Origin of the sequence: Orrella dioscoreae, from assembly GCF_900089455.2 — a bacterium.
Classification (GTDB): domain Bacteria; phylum Pseudomonadota; class Gammaproteobacteria; order Burkholderiales; family Burkholderiaceae_B; genus Orrella; species Orrella dioscoreae.
In genome coordinates this window covers 3,510,096-3,526,156 of record NZ_LT907988.1, presented here as the reverse complement: position 1 = coordinate 3,526,156, position 16,061 = coordinate 3,510,096, and the positions used below count along the sequence as shown (strand labels likewise).

Below are 16,061 nucleotides of genomic sequence, written 5' to 3'. Positions count from 1 at the left end.
CTCATGCGCGTGCTCCCGGACGGCGCACCGGCACCACGCCGTAGCGCGCCGCGTGGAACAGCATGCGGCAGAAGGCCAGGAGGAAGCCGGCGTAGAGCAGGACGTGGCCGGCCAGCGACCACCCCAGGATGCTGGCGCGCGTCGTGCCCACCACCTCGGACATCGTCACGGTGCTGTAGACGGCATACGGCTGGCGTCCCAGTTCGGAGAACATCCAGCCTGCCACGCAGGCGATCGCGCCCAGCGGCGCCGCGCCGATCAGCACGCGCAGCCAGAAGCGCGGCAGCGTGGACGGGTCCAGGCGGCGGCGGAGCAGCCGCAGCAGGGTGATGAACGCGACGAGGCACATCAGGATGCCCGCCGCCATCATGATGCGGAAGGACCAGAAGACGCCGGGCACGGGCGGCTGCATGCCGGAGACCTTGTCCAGGCCTTGCGGCTCGCCGTCGGCGGTGACGCCCAGCCAGCGCGGCGACAGGCTGCCCAGCGCCACTTCGGCGCGGTTGCGCTGCTCGCGCGCGTCGGGCCAGCCGAACAGGACCCAGCGCGGCACCTCGCCGGTGTGCCAGTAACCGGCGGCGGCAGCGGCCTTGGCGGGTTGTTCGGCGGCGATCATGCGCGCCGTGCCCACGCCGGCCGCGACCTGCAGGACCAGGGCGATGCAGGCCAGCCACAGGCCGCAGCGGAACGCCATCTTCTCGCCGGGCACGAGCGGGCGGGACAGCGCCTGCCAGGCGGTCACGCCCATCATCATGAAGGAGACGGCCAGCGCCGCGCCGAGCACGGCCGAGGCCAGCAGCCAGGGCTGCGAGACGTTCAGCACGGCGGCGCGCCAGTCCGTCACGACATAGCGGCCGTCCATCAGCAAGGCGCCAGCGGGGGTGTGGGTCCAGGAAATCATGGACACGACCCAGAAGACCTCCAGCAGCAGGCCCGCGGCGACCATCAGCACGGCCAGCGTGTGGGCGAGGTCGGACACGCGGCGCTGGCCGAACAGCATCACGCCCAGGAAGCAGGACTTCACGACGAAGACCGTGACCACGGCGAAGCCCAGCAGGGGGCCGATGACATTGCCGACCCGCTCCATCATGACTGGCCATAGTCCGCCCAGTTGGAACAGCAGGGGCAGGGCGGACACCTGCGCCAGCACGAACGCCAGGGCGAAGAAGCGGACCCAGAAGCGATAGGCCGCGGTCCACCCGGCGTCGCCCGAGACGCGGGCGCGCACTTTCAGGCCGAACAGCACCCAGGCCAGCGCCAGGGCGATGGCCAGGAAGAGCATGTGGAATCCAAGACTGAGGAGGAAATGCGTGCGTGCCAACGCGAGGGGGGAAATGTCCATGGACTCTGGGGCATTGTTCTCGTCTGCGGGCGTCGGCGTGCTGTCGCCGGGCCCGGTGCGCAGCGAGAATAACAGGCCCGGCGCCAAGCCGTGGCAAAATTGGCGATTCCCCGGTATTCCCGTATTCCATTTTCCTCCCGATGAGCACCGCTACGCCAGCCGCACCCGCCACCAATTTCCTGCGCCAGATCATCGAGGCCGACCTGGCCCAGGGTCGTCATGCCCAACGGCGCTGGGCGGGCACGCCTGGCCCGGCCTCCGTGCAGGCGCAGGGCGAGCCCGACGTGGCCCGCATCCGCACGCGCTTCCCGCCGGAGCCCAACGGCTACCTGCATATCGGCCACGCCAAGAGCATCTGCGTGAACTTCGGCCTGGCGCGCGACTACGGCGGCATCTGCCACCTGCGTTTCGACGACACCAATCCCGAGAAGGAAGAACAGGAGTACGTCGACGCCATCGCCGAGGCCGTGCAATGGCTGGGATTCGACTGGCATGCCCAGGGCAAGGACCATCTGTATTTCGCCAGCGACTACTTCACCTACATGTTCGAGTTCGCCGAGGCGCTGGTGCTGGCCGGCCACGCCTACGTCGACGAACAGAGCGCCGAGCAGACCCGCGCCAACCGTGGCACGCTGACCGAGCCGGGCGTCGATTCGCCCTGGCGCGATCGTCCGGCCGAGGAGTCGCTGGCGCGCCTGCGCGACATGCGCGACGGCAAGTTCCCCGACGGCAGCATGGTGCTGCGCGCCAAGATCGACATGGCGTCGCCCAACATGAACCTGCGCGACCCGATCATGTACCGCGTGCGTCACGCCACGCACCACCGCACCGGCAATGACTGGTGCATCTACCCGCTGTACTCCTGGGCGCATCCGGTCGAGGACGCGCTGGAAGGCATCACGCACAGCATCTGCACGCTGGAGTTCGAAGACCAGCGTCCCTATTACGACTGGATCCTGGCCCGCCTGGCGGAGCTGGGCAAGCTGGCGCAGCCGTTGCCGCACCAGTACGAGTTCGCCCGCCTGAACCTGAGCTACATCGTGACCAGCAAGCGCAAGCTGCTGCAACTGGTGCAGGAAGGCCATGTCGACGGCTGGGACGATCCGCGCATGCCCACGCTGTTCGGCCTGCGCCGCCGTGGCTACACGCCCGCCTCGATCCGGCTGTTCTGCGACCGCACCGGCGTGTCGAAGTCCGATTCGCGCATCGACTACAGCCTGCTCGAACAGGCCGTGCGCGACGACCTCGACCCGATCGCGCCGCGCACGGTGGCGGTGCTGGATCCGCTGAAGCTCGTCATCACGAACTATCCGGAAGGCCAGACCGAGGCCTGCACGGCGCCGCGCAATCCGCACGACCCGTCAGCCGGCGTGCGCGAATTCCCGTTCTCGCGCGAACTGTGGATCGAGCAGGACGATTTCCGCGAAGCGCCGCCGAAGAAGTACTTCCGCCTGTTCCCGGGCAACTCGGTGCGCCTGAAATATGGCTACGTCGTGACCTGCACGGGCTTCGTCAAGGACGAGGCCGGCAAGGTGGTGGAGGTCCACGCCGAATACCTGCCCGACACCAAGAGCGGCACCCCCGGCGCCGACAGCGTGAAGGTCAAGGGCAACATCACCTGGATCAGCGCCGCGCACGCGGTGCCGGCCGAGATCCGCCTGTACGACCGCCTGTTCGCCGATCCGCATCCGGACGCTGGCGAAAAGAATTTCCTCGATGCGCTGAACCCGAACTCGATCCAGGTGGTGCAAGGCCTGCTGGAACCGGGGACCGTCGCTGATGCGGGCGCGACGTGGCAGTTCGAGCGCCTGGGGTATTTCACTGCGGATCGGGCGTTGTCGACTGCCGAGCGGCCTGTGTTGAATCGGGTGACAACGCTGCGGGACTCTTGGGCTGGGTCGGGTAGCTGAGTTTTTGTTTTTGGTGTTTGGACCGCTGGGTTGACGGCTTTGTGCACCGCTTCGTTGACGGCCGCCGAGTGTGGTCGTGCCGTCGGCCGCCTGCCGCGTGGTGGGGCGCCCACAGCGCCCATTGGTCAGCATTCGGGAAAGCAAAAGGGGCAGCTAGTGAGAGAGGGGGGAAGGGGAGTGGAGATGGGTGGCATCGCGCTTCGGGCGGCTGTCCCCGTCAGGCTGCGTTGTCTGCTTGGAGGCGTTGTTCCATTGTCGTGACTGAATGGCGGGTGTCTTGCGCGGGCAGAGGCGTCGAGACTTATTGACGAGCCGGGCGGCTTCGGCAAATTGGTGGCGGTGGTGGAGCAGCCTTGCCAAGCAGGCAACACGGCCAAGCGGCGCCCGTAGCCCGAAGCGCGTTGCTTCCTCCCTCCAACCCTCGCCCCCACTCTCCCAACAGCTGCCCTATTGCTTTTTCGAATGCTGACCGGTGGGCGCTGTGGGCGCCCTCCGGTCAGCGGCAAGCTGAGATCTTCGGGCGGGCAGCGAGCGGCAGGCAAGAATGCGAGCAGGACCAAGGTGGCTGCCCAAGGTCCAGAACACAACATTGCAGGACGTCGAGGGTGGGCGGGACGGCGGGCGCCTTCTGCGGGGGGCGGGGCGCTGTGGGCGCCCCACCACGCGGCAGGCGCCCGACGGCACGACCACACTCGGCGGCCGTCAACCTAGCGGTGCACAAGCCGTCAACCCAGCGGGGTGCACAAAGCCGTCAACCCAGCGGTCTACAACCTCGACCCCCCCACCCCGCTCACCGCTAGCCAGCGGCAGACTGTATCGGCAGCCACACTTCCACCCGAAGCCCCCCGCTCTCCGCCTCCTCCAGCGACATCCGTCCATCGTGCGCCCGCGCAATCGCATCCACCAGCGCCAGCCCCAACCCGACGTTGCCCGTGCGAGTGCGGGCGTCGTCCAGGCGGCTGAAGGGGCGGCGGGCGTCTTCGCGGCGGTCCGGGGGAATGCCGCTGCCGTGGTCCGAGACGCTCAGGCACAGCCATTGGTCCTGGCGTCGCAGCGCCACGTCCACGGGCGGCGCGCCGTGGTGCAGCGCGTTGCCGACCAGGTTGTCCAGCAGGCGCTCCAGGGCCGCGGCGTCGGCGTGCACTGTCAGGGGCATGGCGGTGCGGTCGGTCAGCGTCACGGCGGCGCCACTGCCTTCCCAGGCGCCGACGCGTTCGGTCAGCCAGTCGTTGATGACCCAGTCCGTGTAGCGGTAGGTGCCCGGGTCGGTGCCGCGCACGAAGCCGATGAACTGGTCGACCATGCCCTGCATGTCCTTCAGGTCCTTGCGCAGGCCGTCCTTCAGCGCCGGGTCCTCGGCCATCTCGATGCGCAGCCACATCCGCGACAGCGGGCCTTTCAGGTCGTGGGGCAGGCCGGCCAGCAGCGTGCGGCGCACGCTTTCCGATTCGGCCAGCGCGTCCAGCATGGCGTTGAAGCGTTCGCCCAGTACCTGGGTTTCCTGCGGCCCCGAGGGCTTGACCCGGCTGGGCTGGCCCGCCGCCAACTGGTCGGCGGCCTGGGCCAGACGGGTGATGGGACGCGAGATGTGCCACGAGAAGCCCACCGCGACCAGCAGCACCAGGCCAAGGCCCCCGAACCAGACGGCGTAGAGCGGTCCCGACACCGGCGGGTCGATGCGGTCCAGCGGGATGACCAGCCATTCGCTGTCGGCGGGGTCCAGCTGGTTGAACTGGGTGGAGAGCGAAATGAAAAGCTGCGGGCGCGGGCCGCGCGACAGCGCCACGCGGGTGTCCTCGCCCAGGTGGCTGTTCAGGCGGTCGACCAGGCTGCGCAGGCTGCGGCGGATGTCGTCATGGCCCCGGTCCCACCAGGGCGGAGGCGGGGGCGGGCGGCCGTCGCGTTCGCGCCGTTGCAGCTTGGCGTCGGCAGGCAGGCGGCGCCACCACAGGCGCCACTGGTTCTGCGAGGCGCGCTTGACGAACTCCACGCGGTGCTCGGGCGGGACGATGCCCACCGAGGCCTGCAGCGTGCGGATCGTGGTGGCGATGAGGTCCACGGCCACGGCGTCCAGGTAGTGGCGCTGGTAGTGCGAGATGCTGGCCAGCGTGGCGGCCTGGGCCAGCAGGACCGTGCCCAGCACCAGGGTGATGAGGCGGGCGTGCAGCGTGCGGGGCAGCAGCGCCGTGAGCAGGAGGCGGAGCCGGGACGAGGGCTTGGCGGCGCTGGCTGGGGCGGGCGGGGCGCCTTCGGGTGGCCGCGTGCCGCTCATGGCGCGAAGCGGTAGCCGATGCCCCAGACGGTCTGGATCCAGCGCGGCTGCTTGGGGTCGTCCTCGATGGCGCGGCGCAGGCGCAGGATGGCGATGTCGATGGCGCGGTCATTGCGTTCGCCCGCGTCGTCGTCGCGCGCCAGCGCCAGCAGGCGCTCGCGCGAGAGCGGCTTGCCGGCGTTGCGCACCAGCGCTTCCAGCAGGTTGATCTCGCCGCCGGTCAGGCGCACGACTTCGCCTTCGCGGGTCAGCTGGCGCGTGACGGGGTCGAAGATGAAGGGGCCGAAGGGGACGGGGGCGTCCTTGGTCAGCGCGGAGGGACCGCTCTTGCGCCGCAAGACCGCTTCGATGCGGGCCAGCAGTTCGCGCGGATCGAAGGGCTTGCCCAGGTAGTCGTCGGCGCCGGCCTCCAGGCCGATGATGCGGTCGACTGTTTCGTCGCGCGCGGTCAGCAGCACGACCGGGATGTCCTCGCCCTGCTCGCGCAGGCGGCGGCAGGCATCCGCCCCGTCGCCGCCCGGCAGCATGCGGTCCAGCACGAGCAGGTCGGGGGCGTAGCGCGCGATGCGCGTGGCCAGGTCGGTGGCGTCGGGCGCGAGCAGGGTGTCGTAGCCGTGCCGGTTCAGGTAGTCGGCCAGCAACTGGCGCAGGGCAGGGTCGTCGTCGACCACCAGCAGCTTGATGCGAGAGGATTCCATGGCGGGGAGTGTCGCCTGACGGCGGCAGGGCGGCAAGCCGCATGTAACGGCCTGAAATGCAACTGCGCTAGCCTGGGGCGGATCGTAAATCCTAGAATATTCGAATGCGGCGGAATTTCTGGTACTGGATCGGCAGGCGTGCGTGGTGCGCAGCCGCCTGCCTCGTGGCGATACAGGCGCCGGCTGCCGCGCAGCCCTACTACCTGGACCCGGACGCCGCTTATGGCACGGCCGATGCCCCATCGGGCATTTCAGCGCTGTCGCCCGCCCAGGTCTTTTCGGTGCGGCCGCCCCCCTCGGAGTTCCAGTCCGTCCCCCTGGCGCCGCTGCCGCCGCCCGTCATCATCACCCAGGAAGACGGCTCGACGCAGCTCGTCACCCCGCCGCACGCCGACATCCAGGACTTCGGGCCGCAGTACGACTGGGATTACCACATTGCCTACGACCTGGACGGCAACGCCGCCGTGGACGTGGTGGGCTCGCCCGAGCAGACGGCGCGCCGTTTCGCGCCGGTCGCCGGTCTCTCCGGCATGCGTTATGCCCAGCGCGGCTGGGTCTACCGCCAGGCGGGCGGCCCGGCGGTCAGCGTGGGCAGCGTGAAATCCAACGTGCCGCGCTGGGGCTCCGCCGCGAATATTGGCGGGGTGCAATTGGCGAACTGGAGCGGCGCGGCGAACAGCGTGATGCCCGAAGGCAGGCTGGGCTACTCCTCGACGGTGGGCCGCCTCGACTATTCCGACGCCAACGCCAAGTCCGGCGGCCTGACCTATGGTCCCTCGGTGGGCGGCGGCGCAGTGCGCTACGGCCTGACCTCGGACTTCACCGTCGAAAGCCAGCTGCAACGGGCGCCGGATATGTCCGTGATGGGCGTGGGCGGCATCTACTCGGCCGGCCAGTGGGGCACCGTGCAGGCGGGCGCCACGCAGGGATCGCTGCAAAGCGGCGCGGGCTGGCGCTACGAGCTGGGCTACAACGTCGCCCTGACCGATTATTTCAAGCTGGGCTATCGCGCCATCGCCACCGAGGAGGGCTATGGCGACCTGGCGGGCTACACCAGCGGGCCGGCAGGCAGCGCCAACCAGCGCAACATCGTCACGGCGGGCGTGCCGCTGGGCGGCGGCTACGGCACCTTCAGCGGCACCTACAACGGCTTGCGCGACCAGGGTGCGTTCACCGAGCAGCGCCTGGGGGTCCAGCACAGCCTGGATCTCACGCCGCGCACCAGATTCGTGCTGGGGGCCGACCGCGACGCCGTGTCGGGCGACTACGCCATGCGCATGCAGTTGACGATGCCTGTGGACATTTTGTCCGGCAGCCTGCTGCGCTAGGAGTGGGGGCCGCGTAAAATGCCGGCCATGATTGCTCCCGTTACCCCCAATGTCTGATACCCGTGCCCTGGAAGTCCTGCAGCGGGTCTTCGGCTATGAATCCTTTCGCGGCGAGCAGCAGGCCATCGTCCAGCAGGTCATCGATGGCGGCGACGCCCTCGTGCTCATGCCCACGGGTGGCGGCAAGTCCCTGTGCTATCAGGTGCCTGCCCTGGTGCGGCCCGGCACCGGCATCGTGGTGTCGCCCCTCATCGCCCTCATGCAGGACCAGGTCGACGCGCTGACCGAACTCGGCGTGCGCGCGGCTTTCCTGAATTCCACCCAGGACTGGAATGCCACCCGCGAGGTGGAGCAAGCCTTCCTGGCGGGCGAGCTGGACCTGCTGTACGTCGCGCCCGAACGCCTGGTCACCGACCGCTGCCTGTCGCTGCTCGAGCGCGGCCGCATCGCGCTTTTCGCCATTGACGAGGCGCACTGCGTGTCGCAATGGGGGCACGACTTCCGTCCGGAGTACCTGCAGCTGTCCATGCTGCACGAGCAGTGGCCCGACGTGCCGCGCATCGCCCTCACGGCCACGGCCACCGACGTCACGCGCACCGAGATCGCGCAGCGCCTGGCGCTGGACGACGCGCGGCATTTCATCGCCAGCTTCGATCGTCCCAACATCCGCTACCGCATCGTCGAGAAGAACGACGTGCGCCGCCAGTTGCTGGATTTCCTGCGCACCGAACACGCGGGCGATGCCGGCGTGGTGTATTGCCTCTCGCGTTCCCGCGTGGAAGACACCGCCGCCTATCTCAGCGCGCAGGGCATCTCGGCCTTGCCGTACCACGCGGGCCTGCCCGCGCCGGTGCGCGCGGCCAACCAGTCGCGCTTCCTGCGCGAAGACGGCATCGTCATGGTGGCCACCATCGCCTTCGGCATGGGCATCGACAAGCCCGACGTGCGCTTCGTGGCGCACATCGACCTGCCGAAGTCGGTCGAGGGCTACTACCAGGAAACCGGCCGCGCCGGCCGCGATGGCCTGCCGGCCAACGCCTGGCTGGCCTATGGCCTGCAGGACGTCGTGCAGCAGCGCCGCATGATCGACGACTCGCCGGGCGACGATGCCTTCCGCCGCCGCCTGGGGGCGCAGCTGGACGCCATGCTGGGCCTGTGCGAGACCGTGGAGTGCCGGCGCCAGCGCCTGCTGGCCTATTTCGGGCAGCGGATCACGCCTTGCGGCAACTGCGACACCTGCCTTGAACCGCCGCAGGCCTGGGATGGCACGGTGGCCGCGCAGAAAGTGCTGTCGGCGGTGTATCGCCTGTGGAAGGAGCGCGGGCAGCGTTACGGCGCAGGCCACATCATCGATATCCTGCGCGGAAAAAAAAACGAACGCACGGCGCAACACGGCCATGAAACCCTGAGCGTCTTCGGCGTGGGCGCGGACCTGTCCGACACCGCCTGGCGCAGCGTGTTGCGGCAGCTGCTGGCCCAGGGCCTGCTCACCGTGGATACCGAAGGCTATGGCACGCTGGCGCTGACTGAAGGCAGCCGCGCGGTGCTCAAGGGCGAACGCACGCTGATGTTGCGCCGCGAGTCCGAGCGCGCCGCGGCGCGCAACCGGGCGGCCACGCCGCGCAGCAAGCCGGCGGTCGCCGACCTGCCCGCCGAGGCCCAGGCCCTGTTCGAGTCCCTGCGCGCCTGGCGCGGCGACGTCGCGCGCAATCACGGCGTGCCCGCCTACGTCATCTTCCACGACGCCACCTTGCGCGAAATCGCGCTGGCGCGGCCCGAAAGCCTGGAAGACCTCGGGCACGTCAGCGGCGTGGGGGCGCGCAAGCTGGAGGCCTACGGCGACGACATCCTGGAGTGCGTGGCGCAGGCGGCCTGAGCCGCCACGCCCCGCCGCATCATCGACTTTCCCAAGGAGCAGGCATGACGACGCGTCCCGACTGGCAGGATGTCCTGGATTTCTGGTTTCTGGCGCCCTGCGAGCCTGGCCACCTGCGCCCGCGCCAGGCCTGGTTCCAGAAGAGCGTGGCGTTCGACGCCGAGATCCTCTCTCGTTTCGGCGCGCAGATCGACGTCGCCGTCGCGGGCGGCCTGCGCGCCTGGGATGCGCATCCCGAGGGCACGCTGGCGCGCATCCTGCTGCTGGACCAGTTCACGCGCAATGTCTGGCGTGGCACGGCGCGCGCGTTCAGCGGCGATGCGCTGGCGCGGGCAGCGGCGCAGCGCCTGGTCGCCACCGGCCTGCACCTGGCCCTGCGGCCGGTGCAGCGCGTGTTCGCCTACCTGCCTTTCGAGCATGCCGAGGATCTCGTGCTGCAGCGCCGCTGCGTGGCGCTCTACCAGGATCTGGCGCGCGTGGCGGGGCAGGAGTACAAGGGCTATGTGGATTACGCCGAACGGCATCGCGATGTGATCGCGCGTTTCGGCCGCTTCCCGCACCGCAACGCGCAACTGGGCCGGCCCAGCACCGACGAAGAGCTGGCATTCCTCACGCAACCGGGCTCGTCGTTCTGAGCCGCCTCGCGGCCGACGGCCCTCTCTGGAGCATTTCCCCATGAAGCTCGGCAATTCCCGCAGAAGCACCAATGTCGAGGACCGCCGTGCAGGCGGGCCACGCGTGGGCAAGGGCGGCATCGGCATCGGCGCCATCGTGCTGGCGTTGGTGGCCATGTATTTCGGTGTCGACCCCAACATCGTGCTGGACCTGGCGCAACAGCAGCAGGGCGCCACGCAACAGGCGCCCTCGCAGTCGGTGCCGGCCGACGATCCGCAAGGCCAGTTCGTGGCCCGTGTGCTGGGCGAAACCGAGGACACCTGGCAGGCGGTGTTCGCGCAGCAGACCAACGGCCGCTACCAGGAGCCCGCGCTGGTGCTGTTCCGGGGCGCCACGCCCACGGCTTGCGGCACCGGCCAGTCGGCCATGGGGCCGTTCTATTGCCCCGCCGATCGCAAGGTCTACATCGATCTCGGTTTCTTCCGGGAAATGGAAACGCAGATGAACGCCCCCGGCGATTTCGCGCGTGCCTACGTCATTGCGCACGAGGTGGGCCACCACGTGCAGAACCTGCTCGGCACGCTGGGCCGCGTCAACCAGCAACGCAGCCAGGTGTCGGCCACGCAGGCCAACCAGCTGTCGGTCAAGCTGGAACTGCAGGCGGATTGCTATGCGGGCATCTGGGCGCATCATGCCGATGCCGCGCGCGGCATCCTGGAGCCTGGCGATATCGAGGAAGGGATTGCAGCGGCCAGCGCGGTGGGCGATGACACCCTGCAGCGCAAGCACCAGGGCACGATCGTGCCCGACTCCTTCACGCACGGCAGTTCCGCGCAGCGCGTCGCGTGGTTCAAGCGCGGTTACAGCAGCGGCCAGATAGCCCAGTGCGACACGTTCGCCGCAGGCTCCTGAGCGTTCGGCGCAAGAGGGCCAGCGCGCGGCCCGGGCGGCTCAGGCGCTGAAGAGATCGGGGCCTTGCGACCCGGCGGGGATGGCCAGGCCGAGGTGGCGCCAGGTGGTCTGCGTGGCCATGCGGCCGCGTGGCGTGCGCTGCAGGTAGCCGTGCTGGATCAGGTATGGCTCGATGACGTCCTCGATGGTGTCGCGTTCTTCGCCGATGGCCGCGGCCAGACTGTCCACGCCGACAGGGCCGCCGTCGAACTTGTGCACGATGGCGTCCAGCAGCTTGCGGTCCATGAGGTCGAGGCCTTGCGGGTCGACTTCCAGCATGCCCAGCGCGGCGCTGGCGACGTCGGCGTCGATGACGCCGTTGGCACGGACTTCGGCGTAGTCGCGCACCCGGCGCAGCAGACGATTCGCGATGCGAGGCGTGCCGCGGGCCCGGCGCGCCACTTCGGCGGCGCCGTCCTCGGTGATGACGGCCTGCAACAGGCCCGCGCTGCGCACGGCGATGCGGGTGAGGTCGGCCGCCGAGTAGAACTCCAGCCGCGACACGATGCCGAAACGGTCGCGCAGCGGGTTGGTCAGCATGCCTGCGCGCGTGGTGGCGCCCACCAGCGTGAACGGCTGCAGGTCGAGCTTGACGCTGCGCGCCGCGGGGCCTTCGCCGATGAGGATGTCGATCTGGAAGTCTTCCAGCGCCGGATAGAGGATTTCCTCGACCACGGGCGACAGGCGGTGGATTTCGTCGATGAAGAGAACGTCGTTCTTTTCCAGGTTGGTGAGCAGCGCCGCGAGATCGCCCGGGCGTTCCAGCACGGGGCCGGAGGTCTGGCGCAGGTTCACGCCCATTTCGTGCGCGACGATGTGCGCCAGCGTGGTCTTGCCCAGGCCGGGCGGGCCGAAGAGCAGCACGTGGTCCAGCGATTCGCCGCGCTGGCGCGCGGCCTGGATGAAGATTTCCAGCTGTTCGCGCACGCGTTGCTGGCCGACGTATTCGTCCAGCATGCGTGGGCGCAAGGCCCGCTCGACCGACTCCTCGTTGCGCGAGACGGGCTCGGGCGTTACCAGGCGAGGGGCGTCTGCACGGGTCGAGAGAGGGTCGGACTGGATAGCCATGATGACAACTGGATATACGGACAGTCATCGTACACCAGCCATCCACGCGCTGCGTGGGTTTATCATCGGAAATCCTGGCGCCGCCCTTCGGGTCGCGGCGCCGTGTTTTTTTCTTGCCACGCCCGACCCACCCGTAACCGCCGGAACCTGCATGAGCCTGACACTGCCCACCTATGATGACGTCGTCCGCGCCGCGGGCGTCCTGAAAGGCGTTGTCCACCGTACGCCGGTGATGACCTCTGCCACCGCCGACGCCCTGACCGGCGCCTCGCTGTTCTTCAAGTGCGAGAACCTCCAGCGCATGGGCGCCTTCAAGTTCCGCGGCGCCTACAACGCCATCGCGAACCTGAGCGCCGAGGAACGGCGCGCGGGCGTGGTCACGTTCTCGTCGGGCAACCATGCCCAGGCCATCGCGCTGGCCGCGCGCCTGCTGGACGTGAAGGCCACGATCATCATGCCGCACGACGCGCCCGCGGCCAAACGCGCCGCCACGGAAGGCTATGGCGGCACGGTCGTCATCTATGACCGCTACAAGGACGACCGCGAAGTGCTGGCCACCCGCCTGCGCGAGGAAAGCGGCATGGTGCTGATCCCGCCCTTCGATCACGCCGACGTGATCGCCGGGCAGGGGACGGCGGCGATGGAACTGTTCCAGGAAACGGGCGAGCTGGACTACCTGTTCGTCTGCCTGGGCGGCGGCGGCCTGCTGTCGGGCAGCGCGCTGTCGGCGGCCACGCTGAGCCCGCGCTGCCAGGTCATCGGCGTGGAGCCCGAGGCGGGCAATGACGGCCAGCGCTCGTTCCGCGGTGGCGAGATCGTGCGCATCCCGACGCCGGTGTCGATCGCGGATGGCGCACTGACCACCAACCTGGGCCAGCTGACGTTCGGCATCATCCGCGAGAAGGTCAGCGACATCGTCACGGTGCAGGACGCGCAGCTGGAAGCCACGCAGCGCTTCTTCGCGCAGCGCATGAAGCTGGTGGTGGAACCCACCGGCGCGCTGGCCGCCACGGCCGCGCTGCAGCCTGTGCTGCCCATCAAGGGCAAGCGCGTGGGTATTGTCATCAGCGGCGGCAACGTCGATCTCATCGCCTACGGCAAGACGCTGGCAGGCAACTGAGCCGGCGGGCCGTTGCGCTGACGGGCGTTCGCGTCAGGCAGACGGAAGGAAGGCCGCGCAGCGGTCCACCACGCGCGCGGCGGCCTCGGGCGCCATGCAGTCGATCACGTCGCGGCCCGGCCACGCGCGCAGCCACGTCAGCTGGCGCTTGGCCAACTGGCGAGTGGCGGCGATGCCTTGCTCGCGCGCGGTCTCCGCATCGACCTCGCCATCCAGCCAGGCCCAAAGCTGGCGATATCCCACGCAGCGCACGGAAGGCAGGCCGGGGTGCAGGTCGCCACGCGCGCGCAGACGCCGGACCTCGTCGGCCAGCCCCGCGGCCAGCATGGCGTCGAAGCGTTGCGCGATGCGCGCATGCAGCGCCAGGCGGTCATCCGGCTCCAGGCTGATGGCGTGCAGGGCGATGGCCTGCGCATCCTCGGCACGGGCCTGGCCCAGCAAGGCCGACATGGGGTGTCCCGACAGGCGGTGGATTTCCAGCGCGCGCTGGATGCGCTGGCTGTCGTTGGGCGCCAGGCGCGCGGCGGTGACGGGGTCGATGCGCGCGAGCTCGGCGTGCAGCGCGGGCCAGCCCTCGCGCGCCGCGCGGGCGTCCAGTTCGGCGCGCACGGCGGCGTCGGCTTGCGGCAGGTCGTCCAGGCCATCGCGCAAGGCCTTGTAGTACAGCATCGTGCCGCCCGCCAGCAGCGGGATGCGTCCTCGTGCGCGGATATCGGCGATGAGCCGCAGCGCGTCCTGCCGGAACTCGGCGGCGGAATAGGACTGCAAGGGGTCGAGGATGTCCAGCAGGTGCTGCGGCACGGCGGCGCGCTCGGCCGCGCTGGGCTTGGCCGTGCCGATATCCATGCGGCGATAGATCGTGGCGGAATCCACGTTGATGATTTCCACGGGCCAGCGCGCGGCGATGGCCAGCGTGGCGGCGCTCTTGCCGGCCGCGGTCGGGCCGGTCAGGCACAGGACCGGCGCGTCGGGGGCCAGCGTGTTCATTGGCCGCGCAGGAACAGCTTGTCGAGGTCGGACAGGGACCACTGCGTCCAGGTGGGACGACCGTGGTTGCACTGGTCCGCGCGCTCGGTCTCTTCCATGCGGCGCAGCAGGCCGTTCATCTCTTCCAGCGTCAGGCGCCGGTTGGCGCGCACCGAGCCGTGGCAGGCCATGGTGGACAGCAGGTGATTGCGCTGCTCGGTCAGCAGCTGCGAGACGCCCACGGCGCCCAGGTCGCGCAGCACCGCGCGCGCCATGGTCTCGATGTCGCCGTTGGCCAGCATGGCGGGCACGGTGCGCACCGCGATGGCGGCGGGCCCCGCCGGGCGCAGCACGAAGCCCAGCGCTTCCAGCTGCTCTGCGTGTTCCTCGACCAGGCCGACGTCCTTTTCATGCACGTTGAAGACCACGGGCACCAGCAGGTCCTGGCGCGGCAGCGTGTGCTGGTCCAGTGCCTGCTTCAGCTGTTCGTAGACCACGCGTTCGTGCGCGGCGTGCATGTCCACCAGCACGAGGCCGCGGCGGTTCTGCGCCAGGATGTAGATGCCGTGCAGTTGGCCCAGCGCCATGCCCAGCGGCATGTCCTCGGCGGGATCGAAGGCGTGCGTCGCGTTCTGGGAAAAGGCCGGGGTGGGCGCGGCAGGCGTGGCGTCGGCCAGCGGCCGGTACAGGGACTGCCAGTCGCGCGTGGCGCCGTAGGCCGCGCCGTTCTCCTGCAGGCGGAAGGCCGATTGCGTGTGCGGACGCGGCGGGGGCCAGTCGACGGAGGAGGCCGCGCCCGGGGCGCTTGCCCCTTGCTGGGCAGGCGCGGTGCCCCAGCCCTCCGCAGGCGGTGGCGCGATGCCAGGCGCGGCAGCGTCGCCTGTGGGCCCTGCCGCCGCATCGGCCTGCTGGCCGCCCGTCTGCGCCAGCACCCGGCTGACGGACTGATTGACGAAGCGATGGACCGCGCCGCTGTCGCGGAAGCGCACCTCGTGCTTGGCGGGATGCACGTTCACATCCACCGCGCCCGGGTCCACCTGCAGGAACAGCACATAGGCGGGCTGGCGGTCGCCGTGCAGCACGTCGGCATAGGCCGAGCGCAAGGCGTGCGACACCGTGCGGTCCCGCACATAGCGGCCGTTCACATAGAGGTATTGCCGGTCGGCGCGCGCACGCGCCGCGGTGGGCCGCGTGATCATGCCCGACAGCGAGGCGGCGCCCACGTCGGCCATGAGCGGCAGGCCATGCTCGGTGAACTCGGCGCCCAGCACGTCGCGGATGCGTTGCAGCGGATCGGTGGGCAGCCAGTGGCGCTGCACGCGTTCGTTGTGCGTCAGGCGGAAGGCGATGTGCGGCTGCGCCAGCGCGACGCGCTCCAGCGCGTCCAGGCAATGGCCCAGTTCCGTCCCTTCCGAGCGCAGGAACTTGCGGCGCGCGGGCACGCTGTCGAACAACTGGCGCACGTCCACGGTGGTGCCGGGCGGCCCGGCGGCGGGCTCGGCTTCACGGTCGCCGCCGCGGATCTGCCAGGCGTTCGGCGCGCCGCGCACCCGCGAGGTCAGCGTCAGGCGGGCGACCGAGGCGATGGATGCCAGCGCCTCGCCGCGAAAGCCCATCGAGGCGACGGACTCCAGTTCGTTCAGGTCGCGGATCTTGCTGGTGGCGTGGCGGGCCAGCGCCAGCGGCAGTTCCTCGGGGGGGATGCCGGAGCCGTCATCGGTGACGGCGATGCGCAGGATGCCGCCGCCTTCCAGGCGCACCTCGATGGCGCGCGCGCCGGAGTCCACGGCGTTCTCCAGCAACTCCTTCAGCACCGAGGCGGGACGCTCGATGACTTCACCCGCGGCGATCTGGCTGATCAGCAGGTCGGGCAGGGCGGCAATGGCGCGGCGGTCAGACATGGGCAATGGCGGCG

At 69.7% G+C, this 16,061-nt stretch carries 12 protein-coding genes; 6 read left to right on the top strand and 6 right to left on the bottom strand.

Going from position 1 to position 16,061, the window contains the following annotated elements; genetic code table 11:
• Position 1: 1 nt before the first annotated feature.
• Positions 2-1,342, bottom strand: a complete 1,341-nt coding sequence (locus ODI_RS16390; protein ID WP_067752192.1) for a cytochrome ubiquinol oxidase subunit I — start codon at positions 1,340-1,342, stop codon at positions 2-4.
• A 140-nt stretch (positions 1,343-1,482) separates the two neighbouring features.
• Here ODI_RS16390 and ODI_RS16385 point away from each other — a divergent pair, with 140 nt between their 5' ends.
• Positions 1,483-3,252, top strand: a complete 1,770-nt coding sequence (locus ODI_RS16385; RefSeq protein WP_067752074.1) for a glutamine--tRNA ligase/YqeY domain fusion protein — start codon at positions 1,483-1,485, stop codon at positions 3,250-3,252.
• 796 nt (positions 3,253-4,048) lie between these two features.
• On the opposite strand, the gene ODI_RS16380 is transcribed toward ODI_RS16385, so the two are convergent.
• Both ODI_RS16380 and ODI_RS16375 read right to left on the bottom strand, forming a co-directional pair.
• Positions 4,049-5,524 carry an ATP-binding protein gene (locus ODI_RS16380; RefSeq protein WP_082985250.1) on the bottom strand — a complete coding sequence of 492 codons (1,476 nt, stop codon included), beginning with the start codon at positions 5,522-5,524 and terminating at the stop codon, positions 4,049-4,051.
• Positions 5,521-6,222 (bottom strand): response regulator, encoded by a 702-nt coding sequence (locus ODI_RS16375; RefSeq protein ID WP_067752183.1) that lies wholly within the window; start codon positions 6,220-6,222, stop codon positions 5,521-5,523. The genes ODI_RS16380 and ODI_RS16375 overlap by 4 nt, the downstream gene beginning before the upstream one ends.
• Before the next feature lie 104 nt (positions 6,223-6,326).
• On the opposite strand from ODI_RS16375, the gene ODI_RS16370 reads away from it, so the two are divergent.
• The 4 genes from ODI_RS16370 to ypfJ are packed head-to-tail and all read left to right on the top strand — an operon-like array spanning position 6,327 to position 10,953.
• Positions 6,327-7,550 carry a hypothetical protein gene (locus ODI_RS16370; protein WP_082985249.1) on the top strand — a complete coding sequence of 408 codons (1,224 nt, stop codon included), beginning with the start codon at positions 6,327-6,329 and terminating at the stop codon, positions 7,548-7,550.
• A gap of 49 nt (positions 7,551-7,599) precedes the next feature.
• Positions 7,600-9,426 (top strand): DNA helicase RecQ, encoded by a 1,827-nt coding sequence (gene recQ, locus ODI_RS16365; RefSeq protein WP_067752181.1) that lies wholly within the window; start codon positions 7,600-7,602, stop codon positions 9,424-9,426.
• Positions 9,427-9,470: 44 nt separating this feature from the next.
• A complete protein-coding gene (locus ODI_RS16360) occupies positions 9,471-10,061 on the top strand; it encodes a DUF924 family protein (protein WP_067752178.1) in 591 nt (196 codons plus the stop codon).
• A 40-nt stretch (positions 10,062-10,101) separates the two neighbouring features.
• Positions 10,102-10,953: a KPN_02809 family neutral zinc metallopeptidase gene (gene ypfJ / locus ODI_RS16355; RefSeq protein WP_067752175.1), complete on the top strand. Its 852-nt coding sequence runs from the start codon at positions 10,102-10,104 to the stop codon at positions 10,951-10,953.
• A 39-nt stretch (positions 10,954-10,992) separates the two neighbouring features.
• Here the strand turns inward: ypfJ and ruvB are convergent, their stop codons facing one another.
• Positions 10,993-12,060, bottom strand: coding sequence for a Holliday junction branch migration DNA helicase RuvB (gene ruvB, locus ODI_RS16350; RefSeq protein ID WP_067752173.1), 1,068 nt, complete (start codon positions 12,058-12,060; stop codon positions 10,993-10,995).
• A 151-nt stretch (positions 12,061-12,211) separates the two neighbouring features.
• Here ruvB and ODI_RS16345 point away from each other — a divergent pair, with 151 nt between their 5' ends.
• On the top strand, positions 12,212-13,180 hold the full coding sequence (locus ODI_RS16345) for a threo-3-hydroxy-L-aspartate ammonia-lyase (RefSeq protein ID WP_067752170.1): 969 nt from the start codon (positions 12,212-12,214) through the stop codon (positions 13,178-13,180).
• A gap of 33 nt (positions 13,181-13,213) precedes the next feature.
• Here ODI_RS16345 and miaA read toward each other — a convergent pair whose 3' ends face one another.
• A complete protein-coding gene (miaA, locus tag ODI_RS16340) occupies positions 13,214-14,167 on the bottom strand; it encodes a tRNA (adenosine(37)-N6)-dimethylallyltransferase MiaA (protein ID WP_067752167.1) in 954 nt (317 codons plus the stop codon).
• A complete protein-coding gene (gene mutL / locus ODI_RS16335) occupies positions 14,164-16,047 on the bottom strand; it encodes a DNA mismatch repair endonuclease MutL (RefSeq protein WP_067752164.1) in 1,884 nt (627 codons plus the stop codon). Before mutL ends, miaA begins: the two co-directional genes overlap by 4 nt.
• Between the last annotated feature and the right edge of the window lie 14 nt (positions 16,048-16,061).